At 71.9% G+C, this 18,318-nt stretch carries 17 protein-coding genes; 8 read left to right on the top strand and 9 right to left on the bottom strand.

Annotated features, from left to right (window positions below; all coding sequences use genetic code 11):
* Positions 1-89: 89 nt before the first annotated feature.
* Positions 90-632 (bottom strand): tripartite tricarboxylate transporter TctB family protein, encoded by a 543-nt coding sequence (locus tag ACLQ21_RS06330; protein WP_425662402.1) that lies wholly within the window; start codon positions 630-632, stop codon positions 90-92.
* A gap of 65 nt (positions 633-697) precedes the next feature.
* Positions 698-1,741, bottom strand: coding sequence for a Bug family tripartite tricarboxylate transporter substrate binding protein (locus ACLQ21_RS06325; protein ID WP_425662401.1), 1,044 nt, complete (start codon positions 1,739-1,741; stop codon positions 698-700).
* 93 nt (positions 1,742-1,834) lie between these two features.
* Between ACLQ21_RS06325 and ACLQ21_RS06320 the strand changes: the two genes are divergently transcribed.
* The 5 genes from ACLQ21_RS06320 to ACLQ21_RS06300 all read left to right on the top strand — a co-directional run bounded on the left by ACLQ21_RS06320 (position 1,835) and on the right by ACLQ21_RS06300 (position 7,076).
* Positions 1,835-2,524 carry a FadR/GntR family transcriptional regulator gene (locus ACLQ21_RS06320; RefSeq protein ID WP_425662400.1) on the top strand — a complete coding sequence of 230 codons (690 nt, stop codon included), beginning with the start codon at positions 1,835-1,837 and terminating at the stop codon, positions 2,522-2,524.
* A gap of 161 nt (positions 2,525-2,685) precedes the next feature.
* Positions 2,686-3,990 (top strand): MFS transporter, encoded by a 1,305-nt coding sequence (locus ACLQ21_RS06315; RefSeq protein ID WP_425662399.1) that lies wholly within the window; start codon positions 2,686-2,688, stop codon positions 3,988-3,990.
* A 56-nt stretch (positions 3,991-4,046) separates the two neighbouring features.
* Positions 4,047-5,297 carry an alpha-hydroxy acid oxidase gene (locus tag ACLQ21_RS06310; protein ID WP_425662398.1) on the top strand — a complete coding sequence of 417 codons (1,251 nt, stop codon included), beginning with the start codon at positions 4,047-4,049 and terminating at the stop codon, positions 5,295-5,297.
* A 192-nt stretch (positions 5,298-5,489) separates the two neighbouring features.
* The gene (locus ACLQ21_RS06305; RefSeq protein WP_425662397.1) at positions 5,490-6,086 is read left to right on the top strand and encodes a TetR/AcrR family transcriptional regulator; all 597 of its coding nucleotides are present in this window, start codon (positions 5,490-5,492) and stop codon (positions 6,084-6,086) included.
* 75 nt (positions 6,087-6,161) lie between these two features.
* On the top strand, positions 6,162-7,076 hold the full coding sequence (locus tag ACLQ21_RS06300) for an alpha/beta fold hydrolase (protein WP_425662396.1): 915 nt from the start codon (positions 6,162-6,164) through the stop codon (positions 7,074-7,076).
* A 303-nt stretch (positions 7,077-7,379) separates the two neighbouring features.
* Here the strand turns inward: ACLQ21_RS06300 and ACLQ21_RS06295 are convergent, their stop codons facing one another.
* The 3 genes from ACLQ21_RS06295 to ACLQ21_RS06285 form a co-directional block, all read right to left on the bottom strand.
* On the bottom strand, positions 7,380-8,174 hold the full coding sequence (locus tag ACLQ21_RS06295) for an IclR family transcriptional regulator (RefSeq protein WP_425662395.1): 795 nt from the start codon (positions 8,172-8,174) through the stop codon (positions 7,380-7,382).
* 139 nt (positions 8,175-8,313) lie between these two features.
* Complete coding sequence (locus tag ACLQ21_RS06290; RefSeq protein ID WP_425662394.1) at positions 8,314-9,762, bottom strand: MFS transporter; 1,449 nt, start codon at positions 9,760-9,762, stop codon at positions 8,314-8,316.
* Positions 9,759-10,172: a cupin domain-containing protein gene (locus tag ACLQ21_RS06285; protein WP_425662393.1), complete on the bottom strand. Its 414-nt coding sequence runs from the start codon at positions 10,170-10,172 to the stop codon at positions 9,759-9,761. The genes ACLQ21_RS06290 and ACLQ21_RS06285 overlap by 4 nt, the downstream gene beginning before the upstream one ends.
* Positions 10,173-10,352: 180 nt before the next feature.
* On the opposite strand from ACLQ21_RS06285, the gene ACLQ21_RS06280 reads away from it, so the two are divergent.
* From ACLQ21_RS06280 to ACLQ21_RS06270, 3 genes are all read left to right on the top strand, one after another.
* Entirely contained in the window at positions 10,353-11,288 is a 936-nt protein-coding gene (locus ACLQ21_RS06280; RefSeq protein WP_425662392.1) for a DUF6282 family protein, read from the top strand.
* Entirely contained in the window at positions 11,288-12,040 is a 753-nt protein-coding gene (locus ACLQ21_RS06275) for an HpcH/HpaI aldolase family protein (RefSeq protein ID WP_425662391.1), read from the top strand. The genes ACLQ21_RS06280 and ACLQ21_RS06275 overlap by 1 nt, the downstream gene beginning before the upstream one ends.
* A 163-nt stretch (positions 12,041-12,203) precedes the next feature.
* On the top strand, positions 12,204-12,836 hold the full coding sequence (locus ACLQ21_RS06270; protein ID WP_425662390.1) for a hypothetical protein: 633 nt from the start codon (positions 12,204-12,206) through the stop codon (positions 12,834-12,836).
* Between the two features lie 126 nt (positions 12,837-12,962).
* Here the strand turns inward: ACLQ21_RS06270 and ACLQ21_RS06265 are convergent, their stop codons facing one another.
* The 4 genes from ACLQ21_RS06265 to ACLQ21_RS06250 all read right to left on the bottom strand — a co-directional run bounded on the left by ACLQ21_RS06265 (position 12,963) and on the right by ACLQ21_RS06250 (position 18,261).
* Positions 12,963-13,931 carry an NAD-dependent epimerase/dehydratase family protein gene (locus tag ACLQ21_RS06265; RefSeq protein ID WP_425662389.1) on the bottom strand — a complete coding sequence of 323 codons (969 nt, stop codon included), beginning with the start codon at positions 13,929-13,931 and terminating at the stop codon, positions 12,963-12,965.
* Complete coding sequence (locus ACLQ21_RS06260; protein WP_425662421.1) at positions 13,928-16,672, bottom strand: alpha/beta fold hydrolase; 2,745 nt, start codon at positions 16,670-16,672, stop codon at positions 13,928-13,930. Before ACLQ21_RS06260 ends, ACLQ21_RS06265 begins: the two co-directional genes overlap by 4 nt.
* A 5-nt stretch (positions 16,673-16,677) precedes the next feature.
* The gene (locus ACLQ21_RS06255) at positions 16,678-17,736 is read right to left on the bottom strand and encodes a 3-oxoacyl-ACP synthase III (protein WP_425662388.1); all 1,059 of its coding nucleotides are present in this window, start codon (positions 17,734-17,736) and stop codon (positions 16,678-16,680) included.
* Between the two features lie 195 nt (positions 17,737-17,931).
* The gene (locus tag ACLQ21_RS06250; protein WP_425662387.1) at positions 17,932-18,261 is read right to left on the bottom strand and encodes a cupin domain-containing protein; all 330 of its coding nucleotides are present in this window, start codon (positions 18,259-18,261) and stop codon (positions 17,932-17,934) included.
* Between the last annotated feature and the right edge of the window lie 57 nt (positions 18,262-18,318).

The following is an 18,318-nucleotide window of genomic DNA, read 5'->3' as shown; positions in this document are numbered from 1 at the left end:
TGCCCCGAGAACCCCGGACGAGCCAACGCAACCACCACCCCTCAACCAGGCGTTGCACTAACCCCCTGAAGCCAAGGAAGGCTTCCATGTCAGAATCCCCAGGGTCCGGCGGGCAGCGTGAGCCCGATGATGCGGTCGAAGAGCAGCACGATGGTGCCGGCCAGCAGCGCGGCGGTGATCGCCAGGTGCCAGCCCCGGGGCGCTCCGAGCAGCAGCGCGACCGCGATGTAGAGCAGCGCCGCGGCGAGGAAGAAGCCGACGAGCGGGAGCAGTGCGGCGAAGCCGAGCAGGGCCACGAGCACCAGCACGGTGCTGAGGCCCTTGCCGCGTCGCACGACGCCGCCGCGGCGGACGCGCAGGAGCACGAGCGCGTAGCGGTGGTTCATGACGACGAGCGCGAGCCCGACGATGCCGAGCAGCGAGCCGATGAGGAGCGGGAAGGCCGCCGGGCCGAGCGGGTCGGATGCGGCGGGAAGCCGGGCTGCGTCGACCAGCACGAAGGTGGCGACGATCGCCATGATCGCGCCGACGATCCCGGTCGTGGCACCCGAGAGCACCGCGGGGTAGGCGCCGGCGGCGAAGGCGTCGGGAGGGGGCGGGGCTTGGAACTCCGCCTTCTCCAGCACGCTCATCTCTGTCGTCTGGAGTCCGGGGCGGTTGCGACGCTCCCGGCCGTCTCGCGTGCGTCCGAGCATGATCACTCCACCAATCCGATCGAGCGGAGGACCTGCTCCGTCGTCTGCTGCTCCTCGTCGATGAACTCCTCGAGCTCCGGCCCGGTGAGGTATGCGTCGCCCCAGCCCCGGTCCTCAAGGATCTGGTTCCAGGTCTCCGACGCGTGCATCTCGTCGAGCATCGCGACGAGCGCCTCGCGCTCGTCGGGCTCGAGGCCGCGAGGGCCGGCGATGCCGCGCCAGTTCTGCAGCTCGACGTCGATGCCGGCGTCGCGCAGCGATGGCACACCGGGGAGCGTCGCGAGCTCCTCTGCGCTCGACACCGCGAGCGCCCGCATCGAGCCGTCCGCGATGTACGGCGCGAGCTCGGAGATGCCGGAGATGCCGGCCGTGGAGCTGCCCGAGAGCATCGTCGTGAGCGCCTCACCGCCACCGGAGTGGGCGACGTACGAGACCTGCGCCGGATCGGCGCCGACCGCCTGCGCGATGAGGCCGGCGAGCACCTGCTCGACGCCGCCGGCGGAGCCGCCGGCGATCGAGACCGACCCCACGTCCTCCGCCATCGCCGCGCCCAGCTCCTCCATCGTCTGGATCGGCGAGCTCGCGGGCACCGCCACCACGAGGTACTCGGTGGTGAGGCGGGCGAGCATGTCGACGTCCTCGAGCGTGGCGTCCGACTCGTTCGTGAGGATGGCGCCGACCATGATCGCGCCGGTCACCATGAGCTCGTTCGCCTCGCCCGAGTGGCGGACGAACTGCGGCAGGCCGATCGTGCCGCCCGCGCCGCCGACGTTGTAGACCTCGCTCCGACCGACGATGTCGGCGAGCGACGCCTGCACGGCGCGGGACGTCTGGTCCCAGCCGCCGCCCGGGTTCGCGGGAGCCATGATGCTGAGCTGGCGGCCGCCGAGGGCAGCCTCGTAGGCGTGGGCTGCAGTCGAGCGCTGCTCGAGGCCGGTCACGACGAGCGTGGCGATCATCGCGACGCTGGCGAGCCCGCCGATCGCGAGTCCGACGCCGCGCGGCAAGCGCCGGCGCCGTCCTGGGGGCTGATCTTCGGTCACCATCGATGGTCCTTCGGTCGCGACGTCTCTGTCGGAATGCAACGGTATACATATGAGCGCAATGCGTCAAGCGAGACCGCTGGGATACTCGTCGCGATGAAGGTGCACGAGACGGTCATGGACTGGGTCACGGCGGAGCTGCGCAGCGGCCGGCTCGCGATCGGCGACCACCTGCCGGGCGAGCGCGCGCTGGCCGAGACGCTGCACGTGTCGCGCGGATCGCTTCGCGAGGCCCTGCGGGTGCTCGAGGCGCTGGGCACCATCCGCACGTCGACGGGCTCCGGTCCGCGCTCGGGCACGATCATCACCGCCGCGCCCGAGCAGGCGCTCGCCCTCGCCCTCGACATGCAGCTCGCCACCCGACACGTCGAGCACGAGCACATCTACGAGGTGCGGCTGCTGCTCGAGACCTGGGCGGCAGAGCACGCGGATCGCGAGCGCGGTGACCTCGCCGCGGCCGAGCACCTGCTCGAGCGCATGGATGCGCCCGACCTGCCGGTCGCGGAATTCCTCCAGCTCGACGCCGCGTTCCATGTCGCGCTCTCGCGCTCCGCCGGCAACCCGCTCATCAGCACGCTGATGGATGCGCTTCGCACGTCGATCACCGACCACACACTGACGCGCGCCGAGGCACTGCCCGACTGGCCAGCGACGGCCGCGCGGCTGCGCGCAGAGCACCGAGGCATCTACAAGTGCGTGCAGGCCGAGGACCGCGCTGCCGCTGCCCATCTGCTCCGGCAGCACATCGAGGGCTACTACCTCGAGACCGCTCGCGCCCGCCCCTGAGCCGCTACAGCCGCCGTTGCCGCGACGGGAGGCAGCGCAACTGCCCCGTCGCGACTTGACCGCTAGAGCCGCCTGCCATATCGTCGTGTGGTCCAACCACATGGTTCGACCACACGGTCCAGCATCTGCTCGACGATGACCGATTCTCGAAGGAGAGAACCTTGGCCAGCACGACTCTGAGCGCCGATCCGCAGCAGCAGCAGCGCCTCAACTTCCGCGTCCTCTTCGGCAGCCTGAGCGGCAGCGTCATCGAGTGGTTCGACTTCCTCGTCTACGGCACGGTGGCGGCGCTGGTCTTCAACAAGATCTTCTTCCCCACCGACGACCCGTTCATCTCGACGCTCCTCGCCTACGCGTCGTTCTCGCTCACCTTCTTCTTCCGGCCGATCGGCGGCATCATCTTCGCCCACATCGGCGACCGCATCGGCCGCAAGAAGACGCTCTTCCTCACGCTCATGCTCATGGGCGGCGGCACCGTCGCGATCGGCCTGCTGCCCGACTTCAACGCGATCGGCATGTGGGCGCCGATCCTGCTCCTGCTCTTCCGCGTGCTCCAGGGCATCGGCATCGGCGGCGAGTGGGGCGGCGCGCTGCTGCTCGCCTACGAGTACGCACCCAAGCACCAGCGCGGCCTCTACGGCGCCGTCCCGCAGATGGGCATCAGCCTCGGCCTGCTGCTCGCCTCCGCCGTCGTCGCGCTCCTCACGCTGCTCCCGGAGGACCAGTTCCTCACCTGGGGCTGGCGCGTGCCGTTCGTCGGCAGCATCGTGCTGGTCTTCATCGGCCTGTGGATCCGCAACGGGCTCGACGAGACGCCCGAGTTCAAGCGCATCCGCGACACCGGCGCCCGGCTGCGGCTGCCCATCAAGGAGGTCGTGACCAAGCACTGGGGCGCCGTCCTCGTCGCGATCGGCGCGAAGGCCGCTGAGACCGGCCCGTTCTACATCTTCGGCACCTACGTCATCGCCTACGCCACGAACATCCTGGGCGCCCGCCAGAACACCGTGCTGCTCGCGGTCGCCGCGGCCGCGCTCGTCGCGACTGTCTGGATGCCGTTCTTCGGCCACCTGTCCGACCGCGTCGGGCGCGCCCCGCTCTACCGCTGGTCGGCGATCGCGACCATCGTGCTCGTCGTGCCCTACTACCTCGTGCTCAACACCGGCGAGACGTGGGCGATCTTCGCTGCCACCATCGGCGCCTTCGGCCTGCTGTGGGGCAGCGTCAACGCCATCCTCGGCACCCTCATCGCCGAGAGCTTCAGCCCGGAGGTGCGCTACACGGGCGCCACCCTCGGCTACCAGGTGGGCGCCGCGATCTTCGGCGGCACCGCACCGCTCATCGCCGCGTGGCTGCTCGAGATGAGCGGCGGCCAGTGGTGGCCGATCGCGGTCTACGTCGCCATCTGCGCCGGGATCTCGGTGGTGGCATCCTTCTTCATCAAGCGCGTTGCCCACGTCGAGTCCTGACGCGACCCTCGCTCCGCCACCACCCGCATCCGCACCCATCTGAGAGAGGACCGACCATGAAGCGTCAGCTGCCCAAGGTCCGCGAGCTCGCCGAGCTCATGCAGTTCAAGAAGCCCGAGCTCGATGCCCGGAAGCGGCGTCTTGACGCCGCCCTCACGGTCGGCGACCTGCGCGCGATCGCCAAGCGCCGCACACCGGCCGCGGCCTTCGACTACACCGACGGCGCGGCCGAGGGCGAGCTGTCGCTCACCCGTGCACGGCAGGCGTTCGAGGACGTGGAGTTCCACCCCGACATCCTGCGTCCGGCGACGCACGTCGACACGTCGACCACCGTGCTGGGCGGCCCGAGCGCGATGCCGTTCGGCATCGCCCCCACCGGCTTCACCCGCCTGATGCAGACCGAGGGCGAGACGGCGGGCGCCAGTGCGGCCGCCGCGGCCGGCATCCCCTTCACCCTGTCGACCCTCGGCACCACGACGATCGAGGACGTCAAGGCGACCAACCCGAACGGTCGCAACTGGTTCCAGCTCTACGTGATGCGCGACCGCTCGATCTCGTACGGGCTCGTGGAGCGCGCCGCGGCCGCCGGCTTCGACACCCTCATGTTCACGGTCGACACCCCCGTCGCCGGCGCGCGCCTGCGCGACAAGCGCAACGGCTTCTCGATCCCGCCGGCGCTGACGCTCAAGACCGTCGCCAACGCCATCCCCCGCCCGTGGTGGTGGTTCGACTTCATCACCACCCCGAAGCTCGAGTTCGCATCGCTGTCGACGACCGGCGGCACCGTCGGCGAGCTCATCAACTCGGCGATGGACCCGACCATCTCGTACGACGACCTCGACGTCATCCGCGGCATGTGGCCGGGCAAGCTCGTCGTGAAGGGCGTGCAGAACGTGCCGGATGCGGTGCGGCTCATCGGCCGAGGCGTCGACGGCATCGTGCTCTCGAACCACGGCGGACGTCAGCTCGACCGCGCGCCCGTGCCCTTCCACCTGCTCCCGCACGTCGTGCGCGAGGTGGGCAAGGACGCGACGGTGATGATCGACACGGGCATCATGAACGGCGCCGACATCGTCGCCTCGGTCGCGCTCGGCGCCAAGTTCACGCTCGTCGGCCGCGCCTACCTCTACGGACTGATGGCCGGCGGTCGACAGGGCGTCGACAAGACGATCGCGATCCTGCGCGACGAGATCGTGCGCACCATGGCGCTGCTGGGCGTCTCGTCGCTCGAGGAGCTCGAGCCGCGCCACGTGACGCAGCTGACGCGGCTGCAGCCGGTCGCGCGCAGCCTCTCGATCGTCGAGTAGCAGCGCCGCAGGCGCCGCGTATCGAGGCGACACGCGCCGCCAAGCGGTCGTGGTCTCGATGCGCGGCCGGGCTGCGCCCGGCAGCTACTCGACCAGCGGACGGGACGCGCTCCTCCCCGGTGGTCGAGTAGCTGACGAAGTCCGCGTATCGAGACCATTGACGTTTCCGCACGACCGTGCTTTTCTTGCGTCATGCGGAAGGGCGAGGCGACCAACCAGTCGATCCTGCGCGGCGGCCTGCGCGAGGCGAGCCGCACCGGCCTCTCGCAGGTCACCATCGGCGGCTTGGCCACGTCGATGGACATGTCGAAGAGCGGCCTCTACGCCCACTTCGGCTCGAAGGAGCGGCTGCAGCTCGACATCCTCGACTTCGCCGCCGACTACTTCCGCGACGTCGTCGTGCTGCCCGCCCTGCGCGAACCGGCGGGCCTGCCGCGCATCCGGCGCATCGTCGAGCGATGGATGGGTTGGGACAGCGAGAGCGAGGACGCCCTGCCCGGCGGCTGCATCTTCGTCGCCGCCGCGACCGAGCTCGACGACGCGCCCGACGGGCCGGTGCGTGACCGGCTCGCGGAGCACCACGCCGCCTTCCAGGACGTGCTGCAGCGCATCCATCGCTCCGCCGTGGTGGTCGGCGACCTCCGCGACAACGACAGCGTCGACTTCAGCCACACGCTCTACGCCCTGATGCTCGGCTTCCACTTCTCGCGCCGCATGATGCGCGATCCCCTAGCGCGCGAGCGCACGGAGCGCGCCATCGACCGCCTGCTCGACGACCAGCGAGCCTGAACTCCCCCCTCACCGAAAGGACCATCCGTGTCGACTCAAAAAAGCACGATCGTGCTGAATGTCCGACGAAGCAGCATGCGAGCCGCGTTCTCGGTCCTCGAGCGGGGCGCCCCCGCTGCCGGCGCCGCGCTCGCCGAGCGGCTCTGGTTCACCGTCGGGGCGCGTCCCGCCCGCGAAGTGCGGGAGCGTCGCGGGGTCGCGGGGGGCACGGTGTTCGCCGTGCCCGTCGGCGGCTCGGAGGTGCGCGGCGTCAGCTTCGGCGATCCGAGCGGGCCGACCGCCTATCTCGTGCACGGGTGGGGCGGCTGGTGGCAGCAGCTGAGCTCGTTCGTCCCGGGCCTGCTGGCGCGCGGCTACCGTGTCGTCGCCTTCGATGCCCTCGCCCACGGCGACTCTGGCCCCGGCGCGATCGGCCGGCGCTCGAGCAGCGTCCCCGAGATGGCGGATGCCTACCGCGCGGTCGTCGATCGCTTCGGGGAGCCGGCGCTGACCGTGGCGCACTCGATGGGGAGCCTGTCGGTGCTGTGGGCGCAGCGGCACCACGACGTGGTGCCGGCGCGGCAGGTGCTCGTCGCTCCCGCGACGACGGTCGGGGGCATGCTCGACCTCTTCTCGAGCGAGCTGGCGCTCGGGCCGGCCGTCCGCGCGGGACTGCCGGACCGGTTCCGGCGGCGCATCGGCCGCGAGCTGGAGGACTTCGAGCTGCTGCAGCTGGTCGAGACGGAGCTGCGCCAGGGCCCACTGCCTCCCGCGCTGATCGTGCACGACAGCGACGACGCGGTGACGTCGGCCCAAGACTCGGCGCGGCTCGCGGAGGCGTGGCCCGGCTCGCGACTCCTCGTGACACAGGGCCTCGGCCACTCCCGAGTCCTGCGCGACCCCGCGGTGCTGGCCGAAGCAGAGCGCTTCCTCGACGCGACGGAGCGCGTCTCCCCCTCCACGCTCGTCGAGCCTCGCCCGCTCGTCGAGCCTCTCCCGCTCGTCGAGTAGCACGCCGAAGGCGCGCGTATCGAGACGAGACCCTCTCCGGCGCAGCCCGATCTCGATACGCGGCCGGGCTCCGCCCGGCAGCTACTCGATCAACGGAAGGGGCCCCCGCTCGTCGAGTAGCACGCCGGAGGCGCGCGTATCGAGACGAGATCCGCTCTCCAGCAGCCCGATCTCGATACGCGGCCGGGCTCCGCCCGGCAGCTACTCGATCAACGGAAGGGTCCCCGCTCGTCGAGTAGCACGCGGCCGCGCTTCGCCCGGCAGCTGCTCGATCAACGGACGGGCGGGTGCGGTGCGGCCGGCTCAGCCCGCGACAAAGCCCAGCTGCAGCGACAGGTCGTCCGCCGTCGCCTTCAGCGCCTCGGCGAGGTCGTCGAGCCTGGAGCCTTGGAGCACCTCACTCGCGGCGATGATCGCGATGGTCGCGGCGATCTCGCCCGACCCCTCGTGCACCGGCGCGGCGATCGCGGCCACCCCGGGCAGCACCGTGCCGGAGGTCGCGTAGCCGCGCTGCCGGGCATCCTCGATCAGGCCCGGCAGTCGCATCCGCTCTTCATCGGTTGCGCGCGACATGGCGCGCTGCACGGCGCGCTCGTCGCGCAGGTTGGCGAGGAACGCGACGCCCTGCGCCGAGTCGGCTCGCAGCGGCGCGCCGATGCGCACGGTCATGTTCACGGCCTTGCCGCGCGGCTCCTCGCAGAGCATCGCGACGGCACTCGTGCCCGTCCAGATGCCCAGCACGGTGGTCTCGCCGGTGGACTCCGCGAGCTCCTGCAGCAGCGGCCGGCCCAGGTCGACGACCCGGTTGCTGGCGAGCATCGCCGCACCGAGGCCGGCGAGCAGCGGGCCGAGCCGGTAGGCGCCCGCGTCATCGCCGGAGCGCTGCAGGAAGCCCTCCGCGGCGAGCGACTGCAGGTAGCGGTGGGCGGAGGTGCGGCCGATCGCGAGCTCCTCTGCCACCTCGTTGATGCGCACCTCCGCGTGGTCGGCGTCGAGCATCCGCAGGATCTGCGCGGCGCGCGAGACGACCTGCAGCCCGCCGGCGTCTGGCCGGCCTGCCTCGGAGCGGCCGTTTCCCGGCCTGTCGGTGTCGGTCACACGCCTCACCCTAGTTGCGGTGCGCACGGCACTCCCTGTCTTGTATGGCCCTGTCTCGTGGTGCCCGTCCGAGCGAAGCGTGGTCACGTGCGGCCGCCGGAGCGGGCTCCGCGCAGCCGCACGTGACCGATCGGCGGATTCAGGCGGTCGCGGGCGAGCCGGCGAGCGGCGCCGCCGGCACCCCGGCAGCGGATGCGGCCGCCCCGCCGACGACGTCGTCCGCCGCGACGCCGAGGTCGACATCCTTCGTCTCCGGACCCCACAGCGCGCCGATGATGAGGCAGATGCCGCCGATCGCGAGCAGCACCGTCGGGGCGAGCTCCATCGGCATGATCGCCGACAGCGCGGTCGTGTAGAAGGCGTAGAACGACGGGATGATGAGCGCGAGCGAGTAGCCGACGCCGTAGCCGGTGGCGCGGATCGACACCGGGAAGCGCTCCGACATGTAGGCGCCGATCGCGCCGAACGCGGGCACACCCAGCAGGGCGATGAGCGCGACGACGCCCGTGACCGCCCAGAACGATGTGACGGCGCCGGAGGCGAAGAGCACGTAGAGCGGGATGGCGAGGAACGACGTGACCCCGCACCAGGCGAAGAACGCGCGGCGGCCGATGCGCTGCGAGAGCATGCCGAACAGCGGGTAGGCGACGCAGACGACGAGGAACGCGAGGATCATCGCGAGCGACGTCTCGATGGGCGTGAGCCCCGTGGTGCCCGAGATCGTCGGCGGCAGGATGACGATCGCCGCGTTCGACGAGAACCAGACGCCCGTCATGAGCAGGAACGCCTGCAGCAGCGGCTTGCGGTGCGTGCCGCTCAGCAGCTCCTTGAGCGGGTTGGGCCGCTTCGCCTTCGACTGCTTCGCGAGCGCCGCCGTCTTCTCCCACTCGGGGCTCTCGTGCACGGTGCGCGAGTAGTAGATGGCGAAGGCGATCGAGATGACCGCGCCGATGACGAAGGGGATGCGCCAGCCCCACTGCGAGTAGGGCGCGGACGGGTCACCGGCGGGCGCGAACTGCAGCACCACGAGCGTGAGCGCCGAGATGGCGACGTAGGAGGCGGGGAAGCCGAACGCGATGAGGCCGGCGTTGCGGCCGCGGTGCGCACGGTTCGAGTGCTCCATAGCGAGCGGCACGGCGCCGGTGTACTCGCCGCCGAGGAAGATGCCGTCGATGAAGCGCAGCGCGATGAGCAGCACCACGCCGAGCACGCCCACCTGCTCGTAGCCGGGCAGCAGCGCGATGAGGCCGGTGCCGACGCCCGCGCCCGCCACGGCGATGACGGTCGCCTTCTTGCGGCCGATGCGGTCGCCGAGCCAGCCGAAGATGATCGAGCCGATCGGGCGGGCGATGAGGGTGGATGCGAAGATCAGGCCGGCGAGGATCGCGCGCGTGCCCGCATCCATGTCAGCGGGCATGAAGAACACCATCGCCGGAGCGAGCGCGATCACCGGCAGGTAGATGTCGAACATGTCGATGAAGAAGCCGACGCTCGCGCCGGTGACGGAGCGGCGCTCCTCCTTCGAGGCCTTCTCGTACCGCACGGGACCGGTGTTGCCCGGAGCGCGCGTGACGGCGGCGGCGGTCATGCCGTGACGCCGATCGAGAGCGGCCGTCCGGCCGCGAGGTCGTGCACCCATGTCGTGAGGTGAGCGTAGTCCTCGCGCGGCGGCACGAAGATGTCGATGTTGATGCACGGGCCCTTCGTGACCTCGATGTAGTGCTCCTCGGTGCGGCGCACCAGCAGCAGGTCGCGGGGGCCGACCTTGTGGGCCACGCCGTCGACCCAGTAGTCCGCCTCGCCCTCGAGGATGAAGACCAGCTGGTCGAAGTCGTCGTGCGAGTGCGGGCGCACCTCGAGGCCCTGCTCGACGGTGTTCCAGACGATCATCACCTCGTCGCTCGAGTAAGCCTTGCGCGTGATGCCGCGGCGGGCCACCTCGTCGGGGATGTCGTCGAAGTTCACCACCCGCGAGTAGAGCTGCTCGTTGAGCGCCATGGGATCTCCTTTGATCTGCGATCGGGGGTTCCGGCTATCGGAACGGGTTGTGCGTATTGCGGGATGAGCGTACCATTGTGCGGACAGGGCCTGTCAAGGGCGGATGCGTCCCGCGGCACCGGCACCGCATCCGACCGAGACGCCCCAGACCCGGACCCCGAGAGAGAAGGAGCAGCGACGATGCTGCAGCCCGCCGACCACCAGACCATCGCGATCGACGACCCCGAGGTGGCCGAGCTGCTGCAGGGCGCCGTCGACCTGCACGTGCACCCGAGCCCCTCGCCCTTCCCGCGCCGGCTGCCGATCGCCGAGGCCGCCTGGCAGGCGCACGAGGCCGGCTTCCGCGCGATCCTCACGAAGAGCCACCACCACTCGATGGTCACCGACATCCGCGCGGCCTCGGAGGCGCTCGGCGGCCTGCCCATCCCGGTCTTCTCCGGCGTCGCCCTCAACAACTACGTCGGCGGGCTCAACCCCTACGCGGCCGAGCTCGCACTCGCGCAGGGCGGCCGGATGGTGTGGTTCCCGACCATCTCCTCCCGCGCGCACATCTGCGTGCACGAGGAGGAGGGCGAGAACCTGAAGTTCCCGACCAACAACCTGGGCCTCCGGCACACGACCGAGCTGGGCATCCTCGACGCCGAGGGCAACGTCAAGCCCGAGGTCGACGACATCCTCGAGGTCATCGCGACCCACGACGCGATCATGTCGTGCGGGCACCTCGAGCCCGAGCAGATCGACATCCTCGTGCCGCGCGCCGCCGCCGCGGGCGTCACGCGCATCCTCGTGAACCACCCGAACTTCGTCATCCAGGCCGACCCGGAACGGGCGCGCCGCTGGGTCGAGGCGGGTGCCGTGATCGAGCACTCCATCTGCCAGTACGACGAGCGGTCGTCGTTCTTCCAGCCCGATTGGGGCATCCCGACGCTGCTCCGCTTCATCGAGGCGGCCGGCATCGACAACACGCTGCTGGGCTCCGACCTCGGCCAGAAGAACAACCCCTACCCCGTCGAGGCCTACGCGACCCTCGTGCGTGGCCTGCTCGACGCCGGGCTGCCGGCCGGCGACGTGCGCAAGCTCGTGAACGACAACCCCGCCAACCTGCTGGGGCTGTGATGGCTGCCACTGCCGCACCGTCGCTGCGCTCGATGCTCGAGGCCGGACCGGTCGTCGGCACGTTCCTGAAGATCCCCCGGTTCGAGATCGTCGACCTGCTCTCGCTCGCCGGCTTCGACTTCGTCGTGTGCGACTACGAGCACGCGCAGATGTCGCTCCTCGATGCCACCGACATCGTGCGCGCCGGCGTCGGCCGCGGTCTGCCCGTCGTCGTGCGGGTGCCGGCGCTCGACCGCGGCGAGATCAACCGGCTGCTCGAGGCGGGCGCCGCCGGGATCCAGCTGGCGCGCGGCTCTGGGGATGCCGCGACTGGCCTGCGCACGCTCGTCTCGTACCCGCCGCTCGGCTCGCGCTCGGTGTCGCTCGCGCAGCCGGCCGCCTCGTACGGCATCGGCGTGACGCTCGGCGAGCACTTCGAGCGCTCGAACCGCGAGACGCTCGCCGTCGGGCAGTTCGAGACCGCCGACTACGCCGACGGGATCGACGCGGCGATGGCAGCGCTCGACGTCGCCTTCATCGGGCCGGTCGACCTCTCGGTCGACCTCGGCACGCCGGGCGAGCTGTCGTCCGCGCCGATGCAGGATGCGACCGCCGTGATCGAGGCGGCCGCCGCTCGCGCGGGAGTGCCGATGGGCATCTTCGCCGGCTCGGCGGATGCGGTCGCCTCGGCTCGCGAGAAGGGCTACGGCTACATCGTGGCCGGCAGCGACCTCCCGATGCTGATGGCGGGGGCGCGGGCGATGCTCGGCTGACCCCGCCCGTTGGTCGAGTAGCTGACGAAGTCCGCGTATCGAGACCAACACCGCGCTCGCGCCGCACTATCCACAGGCGCCCCTCCCGTCGCCCACACGTTCCGGCCCGCCGTCGCATCCTCTCCACATGAGAGCGGATGCGACCCACCGGTTCGAATTCGAGGTGGACGGCGGCAAGCGGCCACCCTTCGTGTGCCTGGCGCGGACACGCACCGAGGCCGAGCAGATCGCGCGCAACGCGGGGGCGCCGGTCCGGCTCCGCAGCAAGACTTCGGTGCCGCCCGCGGACGGCGATGCGGCCGCACGGGCCGATCTCGTTCAGCAAGGCCTGCTGCGGCACCCGTGGCGCGACGACGTGCTCGAGATCGTCAGCGTGCTGGATCACGTGCGCTTCAACGGCGGTGCCATGTCGGTCGTGCCGGTCGTCTTCCTCCCTCCGTCGGAGATCCTGGCGCGTGGCCTGAGGTCGTGCGAATGCGGCAGGCACGCGCGGGAGCGGCGGGGCGACGGTCTCCGCGCGGTCGAGGCACCCGCAGCGGTGTCGGCGGAGATGGTCGATGACGGCGGCTGGGAGCTGCATCTGTGGCAGCGCGCCGGGCGGACGCGAGTGATGGCGCTGCCGGACTGGCGCCGCTGCTCGAGCGACCCCGGCGCGCTGGTTCTCGACTTCAAGCCCGCCTGCCCGGTGTGGGTGGTCGCGCACCGGGTGCTCATCACCCTGATGACGGTCGCCGACCTCGGCCCGGGCGAGCTCTCGGCGGTGCCCGTCGGTCGTGGCGAGGCGGCTCCGGCGTGACGCGACGCTCGCGGGCGGCCACCGGCGTTCACCGGAAGCGGTTGAGTCCACCGGATTCGGGGAGGATCGCCTCGCGTGGTGCACGCGGCCCGGAATCGCCGCTATGCGTGAGCCGCGGCGCCCCGCCTAGCGGCCGTAGTGCGCTGCGAGGCGGCGGAGGCCTTCGTCGATGGAGACGGTCGGCTGCCACGCGAGGTCGCGGCGGGTGTCGCGCTGGTCGAACCAGTGGGCGGTGGAGAGCTGCTCCGCGAGGAAGCGCGTCATCGGCGGCTCGTCCGCGCCGGGCCGGATCGCCCACACCCGCTCGACGAGGGAGCCGGCGGCGCGGCCGAGGGCCGCCGGCACGCTGAACCGGGGCGGTGGGACGCCTGCCGCAACGCAGATGCCCGCGAGCAGGTCGCCGACCGGCCGCGGCTCGCCGTTCGTGATGACGTAGGCGTTGCCGTGCGCGACATCCGCCCGGTGCAGCGCCGCGACGATGCCGGTCGCCGCGTTGTCGACGTAGGTCGTGTCGATGAGCGCCGTGCCGCCATCGAGCAGCGGGAGGCGGCCACGACGGGCCCGGTCGACGACGCGCTCGATCAGTTGCGTGTCGCCCGGACCCCAGACGATGTGGGGGCGGACGGCGATGACGCGCATGCGGGCGGAGTCCCGGGCGAGGGCGAGCAGCTCGGCCTCCGCCTTCGTGCGCGCGTAGTCGCCGCGGGCATGCTCGGGCGACGCCGGCTCCGCGCCGACGCCGGTGAGCGAAGCGCCCACGTGCGCGACCGACGGGGACGACACCTGCACGAAGCGCGAGACGCCCGCCTGTTCCGCCGCCTCCAGCAGCGACCGCGTGCCCTCGACGTTCACGGTCCGGAACTCGGCCGGGTCGCCGGCGAGCGAGACCTTCGCGGCGAGGTGGACCACGCCCTCCACCCCGGCGACCGCGTGTGCGACGGCGGCCGGGTCGGTGAGCGAGCCGAGCGCATCCGTGACGCCGGGCACCTGCGACGGGCGGCGCTGCAGCGTGCGCACCTCGTGACCGGCGGCGACCAGCTCTGCGGCGACGGCGCGCCCCAGGAATCCCGAGGCGCCGGTGACGAGCACTTTCACGGCGCGCTCGGCTTCGCGCCGGCGAGGGTGCGCTCGGCCCAGTCCGACAGCCGAGAGCGGTCGATCTTGGAGTTGTGGCGCACGTCGGTCGGCAGCTGCGGCACGACGAGCACGGCGGCGAGGAGCTGCGCGGTGCTCGCGCGCACGGCGGCCGTCAGCTGCGGGTCGGCGAGCGCGGATCGTGCGCTGGCCGGCACGGTCTCGACGACCGCGACCGCCTGCCGCAGCCGGTGCGGGCCGACGCCGACGACGGCGGCGCGGCGCACCGCATCCACCGCCTCGACGGCCTGCTCGGCCTCGACTGGCGCGATCGGCCCGTCGGCGGTGACGATGACGTGCTGGGTGCGTCCCTCGATCCAGACGCGGCCCTGCGCGTCGAGGTGGCCGAGGTCGCCGGTGCGGTGCCACCGGGTGCCAGGGGTGGCGGCTGCGAGCGGCTCCGTCTCGCGCGTCGCCATGCGGTCGGTGACCCACAGGCGGTCGTAGTGGCTCTTGAGGTGCGGCGCCGAGATGACGATCTCGCCGAGCACGCCCGGCTCCGCGCTCGGGGCGCCGGTCGCGCGGCCGTCCGCGTCGAGCGCGCTCACGAGCACGCGGTTCCGGCCGATGGGCGAGCCGACGCAGACGCCGGCGTCGGGCGCATCCGCTGCCGCGAGCACGCCCTCGAGCGTCACGTCGGTGACGAGCAGGCACTCGGTCATGCCGTACGGCGTGTGCGGGGTCGCGTTGGGCATGAGCTTGGCGATCGCGGTGAGCAGGCTCGCGCCGATCGGGGCGCCGGCGGAAAGGAACGCTCGCACGCGCATGAGCGCGGCCTGGTCGGCGGCGGTGAGCGCGTCCGCGGTCGCGACGACGTTGAGGATCGCCGCCGGCGAGAGGAAGACGATCCCGGCGTCGGATGCGCGCACGGCCGCCGCGACGGCGCTGGCCGTGAGGGTGCGCGGCGAGGAGACGTCCATGTCGGGCGTCGCGGAGCGGGTGCCGAGCGCCGGGCCGAGCAGCGCGAAGGGCGCGAAGCCGGTGACGAGGCCGCTGTCGGGCGTGATCTCCAGGTGGGCGGCGAGCACGTCGCGGAGGGCGCTCAGCTGTCCGTGCGTGTAGACGACGCCCTTCGCGGGGCCGGTGGACCCGGAGGTGAAGAGGATCGCGGCCTCGTCGCCGGGGCCCGGTGCAGCGGGGACCGGCTTGCCGGCGCCGAGCGCGGCGACCTCGCTGAGGCTGTGGGAGACGCCGAGGGCTGCGGAGGCCGCGCGCGGGAGGCGCTCGGCCGAGATCCGCACGCCGGGCCAGCGCAGGGCGCGGGCGGCTGCGAGGCCGAGCCGCTCGCCGATGATGAAGTCGGGCCACGAGCCGCGCACGGCGCGGGTGAGCCCCTTGACGCCGAGGCCGGCGTCGGCGACGACGACGATCGCCCCGACGCGCAGGCAGGCGTAGAGGGCCGCGGTGAGGGTGGGGCCGGGCTTGACGAGCAGCGAGACGCGGTCGCCCTTGCGGACCCCGATATCGTGCAGGCCGGCGGCGATGTTGCGCGTCTGCGCTTCGAGCTGCCGCCAGCTGACGCGGCGCTCGCGGCCGGCAGCCATGTCGATGACGGCGACGCCGTCGTCGCCGGCGCGCTGGTCGAGCCCGTGCCAGAGCGGTACGAAGTCCCCATTTCCGCTGGTTGAGCCGGTCCGCGCGCGCAGCGCGCTGACCGTGTCGAAACCATCGCTCGACTCAGGGTCGGTTTCGACACGCTCAGCGCCTTTGGCGCGGAGCGGCTCAACCATCGGAAGGGCATCGCGCCCAGGCGAGTGGCCGTCCAGCCACTCCAGCACCGTCGCGGCGTACGGCCGCTCCTCCGCGACGAGATGGCTCGCGCCCTCGTAGCGGTGCACGGCGGCGTGCGGCAGACGGTCGACGAGATCGTCGAGGTAGCGGTCGGTGAAGACCGGGTCCTCGGGACCCCACTGCAGCAGCGCCGGCACCTCGAGCCGGGCGACGCCCCGACTGATGCGCTGCAGCTCCGCGAAGCTCTCGTGCCGCTCGTCGACCGGGATGTCGGCGACGAACCCGCCGATGCCATGCCGCCGGTCGGCCGACCGGTAGGGAGCGCGGAACGCGTCCTTCACCTCGGGCGAGAGCGCAGGGGTGGCGAGCGTCAGCGTCGTCTCGAGGAAGCCGGTGGTGGCGACCGTCGCGGCCGAGAGCACGCCGCGGGCGCGCGCGAGCCGCAGCGGCGCAGGGATGGGCACGCCCGCCGGGTGGTGCACCGCGGTGTTGAGCAGTGCGACGGCGGCGAGCTGCTCGGGGTGGTCGACCGCCCAGCCGAGCGAGATGACGCCGCCCCAGTCGTGCCCGAGTGTGACGACCGGGCCTTCCAGGCCGAGCGCATCCGTGAACGCGGCGAGGTCGAGCACGCGCTGCGGCAGCGGCCGGTGCAGTCCGGTGCGCTCCGAGAAGCCCATCTCGAGCTGGTCGACCGCGACCACGCGCCACGCGGGCTGCCCCGCCCGAGCGGCGGCGACCGACTCCGCGGCGATCGACCGCCAGAGGTACGACCACGTCGGGTTGCCGTGCACGGCCAGGATCGTGCCCGCCACCGGCGCGCCCACACGGGCGAGCGCATCCGCCGTGTCGAGGCAGTGCCACTCGCGCGTGGTGCCCTCGTCGAGCCCGCGACCGGGCACGGCGACGAGGCGGCTCCAGTGTGGGTCGAGTCCGGGCAGGCCCTCGGGCGGCAGCGACGCGGGCTGCGACACCGCAGTCACCAGGCGAGCTCCATCATGGCCGTGTTCAGGCCAGAGCCGACGCCCATGAGCAGCACGCGGTCGCCGCGGTTGAGCGTCGCCTGCTCCTCGGCGAGGGTGATCGGGATGGATGCCGGCCCGACGTTGCCGTAGCGCGGGAACGTCGTCGGCACGCGCGTCGGGTCGAGCTTCGCGGCCTTGACGATCGCATTGGTGTGCACGGCGGAGACCTGATGGGTGATGTAGCGGTCCATCTGCGACCACTTCCAGTCGGGCGCCGCCTCCTTCCAGGCGGAGACGACCAGCTCGAGGCCGCCCTTGAGCAGTGCCTTCGCGTTCGTGTACATGCCCTCGGCGCTGCCGACGCACAGGTCGTGCCACTGCGTCGCGGCGCGGGTGACGCCGCCCAGGATGCGGTGGCCCTCGGGGTGCTCGTCGGCGCGGCCGAGCACGGCGGCGGCGGAGCCGGAGCCGAGCGTGAGGGTGGCGAACTCGCTGAGGAAATCGTCGCGGTCGATGTCGCTGCCGAGCAGCCGGTCGATGGTGTTGATCTGGATGTCGTCGGCGTCCTCGCCGTTGACGACGATCGCGTAGCGGATCTGACCCGACTCGATCATGCCCGCGGCGAGGCTCATGCCGTTGACGAAGCCGAGGCAGGCGTTGGCGACGTCGAAGTTGATGGCCGAGCTCGGCAGGCCGAGCTCGTGGTGCAGCCGCACGGCGACCGACGGCTCGAGGTGCTTGCGGGTGACGCTCGTGTTGATGAGCAGGCCGACGTCGCGCGGGTCGACCCCGGCTTCCGCGAGCGCACGCTCCCCCGCCTGCACGGTGGCCGTGTCGGCGGACTCCCCGTCGGCCCAGTTGCGGCGCTCCAGCACCCCGGCGACGCGCTTCAGCAGCCCGCCGCGCAGCTTCAGGCGGCGGAGCGCGGACTCGAGCCGCTCCTCGATGTCGACGGAGGTGGTGACCCGGCTCGGCAGTGTGCTCGCGACCGACAGCAGCGCAACGTTGCTGAAGCGCGTGGTGGCATTGCCCGTCGAGGGAACTTCATCGAGAGCCGAGAGCGTTTGACGCATTGCTAGAGCGTAGCGAGGCGACCTATGTCGAGTCTGCTAGTCGGGGTACAACCTTCTGCCCGTTGGTCGAGTGGCTGCCGGCGCAGCCGGCCGCCCACCCCGGTGGTCGAGTAGCTGCCGGTGCAGCCGGCCGCCCCACCCGCTGGTCGAGTAGCTGCCGACGAAGTCGGCCGCGTATCGAGACCCGAGACCCAGCTACCGCATCGCCACCGTCAGCAGCACCGCCGCATCCGTCAACGCATCCACCGCGTGCCGCGCGTTCGGGATGTCGATCACGTCTCCAGCCTGGAGCTCGACCGCCTCGCTCCCCCACCGCAGCCGCACGCGGCCGACGAGCACTTGCAGCGTCGCCTCACCGTTCGCCTCGTGCTCGTCCATGCCGTTGTCCTGCGTGAGCGCGAGCACGGTCTGCCGCAGCGACAGGTCGCGACCGGAGCGGGTCGAGCGCCCGGCGCGCCCGCTGGTGGCTTCGCGGGCGATGCCGAGCAGCTCATCGGCGAGGGCGGGAAGGTGCGCGGTCTCCATGCCCTCAGCATGGCGTGCACCTCTCAGCACGTCGAGAGCCGGAGCGCCGACGAAGTC

Origin of the sequence: Agrococcus sp. DT81.2 (assembly GCF_049844935.1) — a bacterium.
GTDB lineage: Bacteria > Actinomycetota > Actinomycetes > Actinomycetales > Microbacteriaceae > Agrococcus.
The sequence above is the reverse complement of the archived record's forward strand: the minus strand, read 5'-3'. Positions and strand labels throughout refer to the sequence as shown.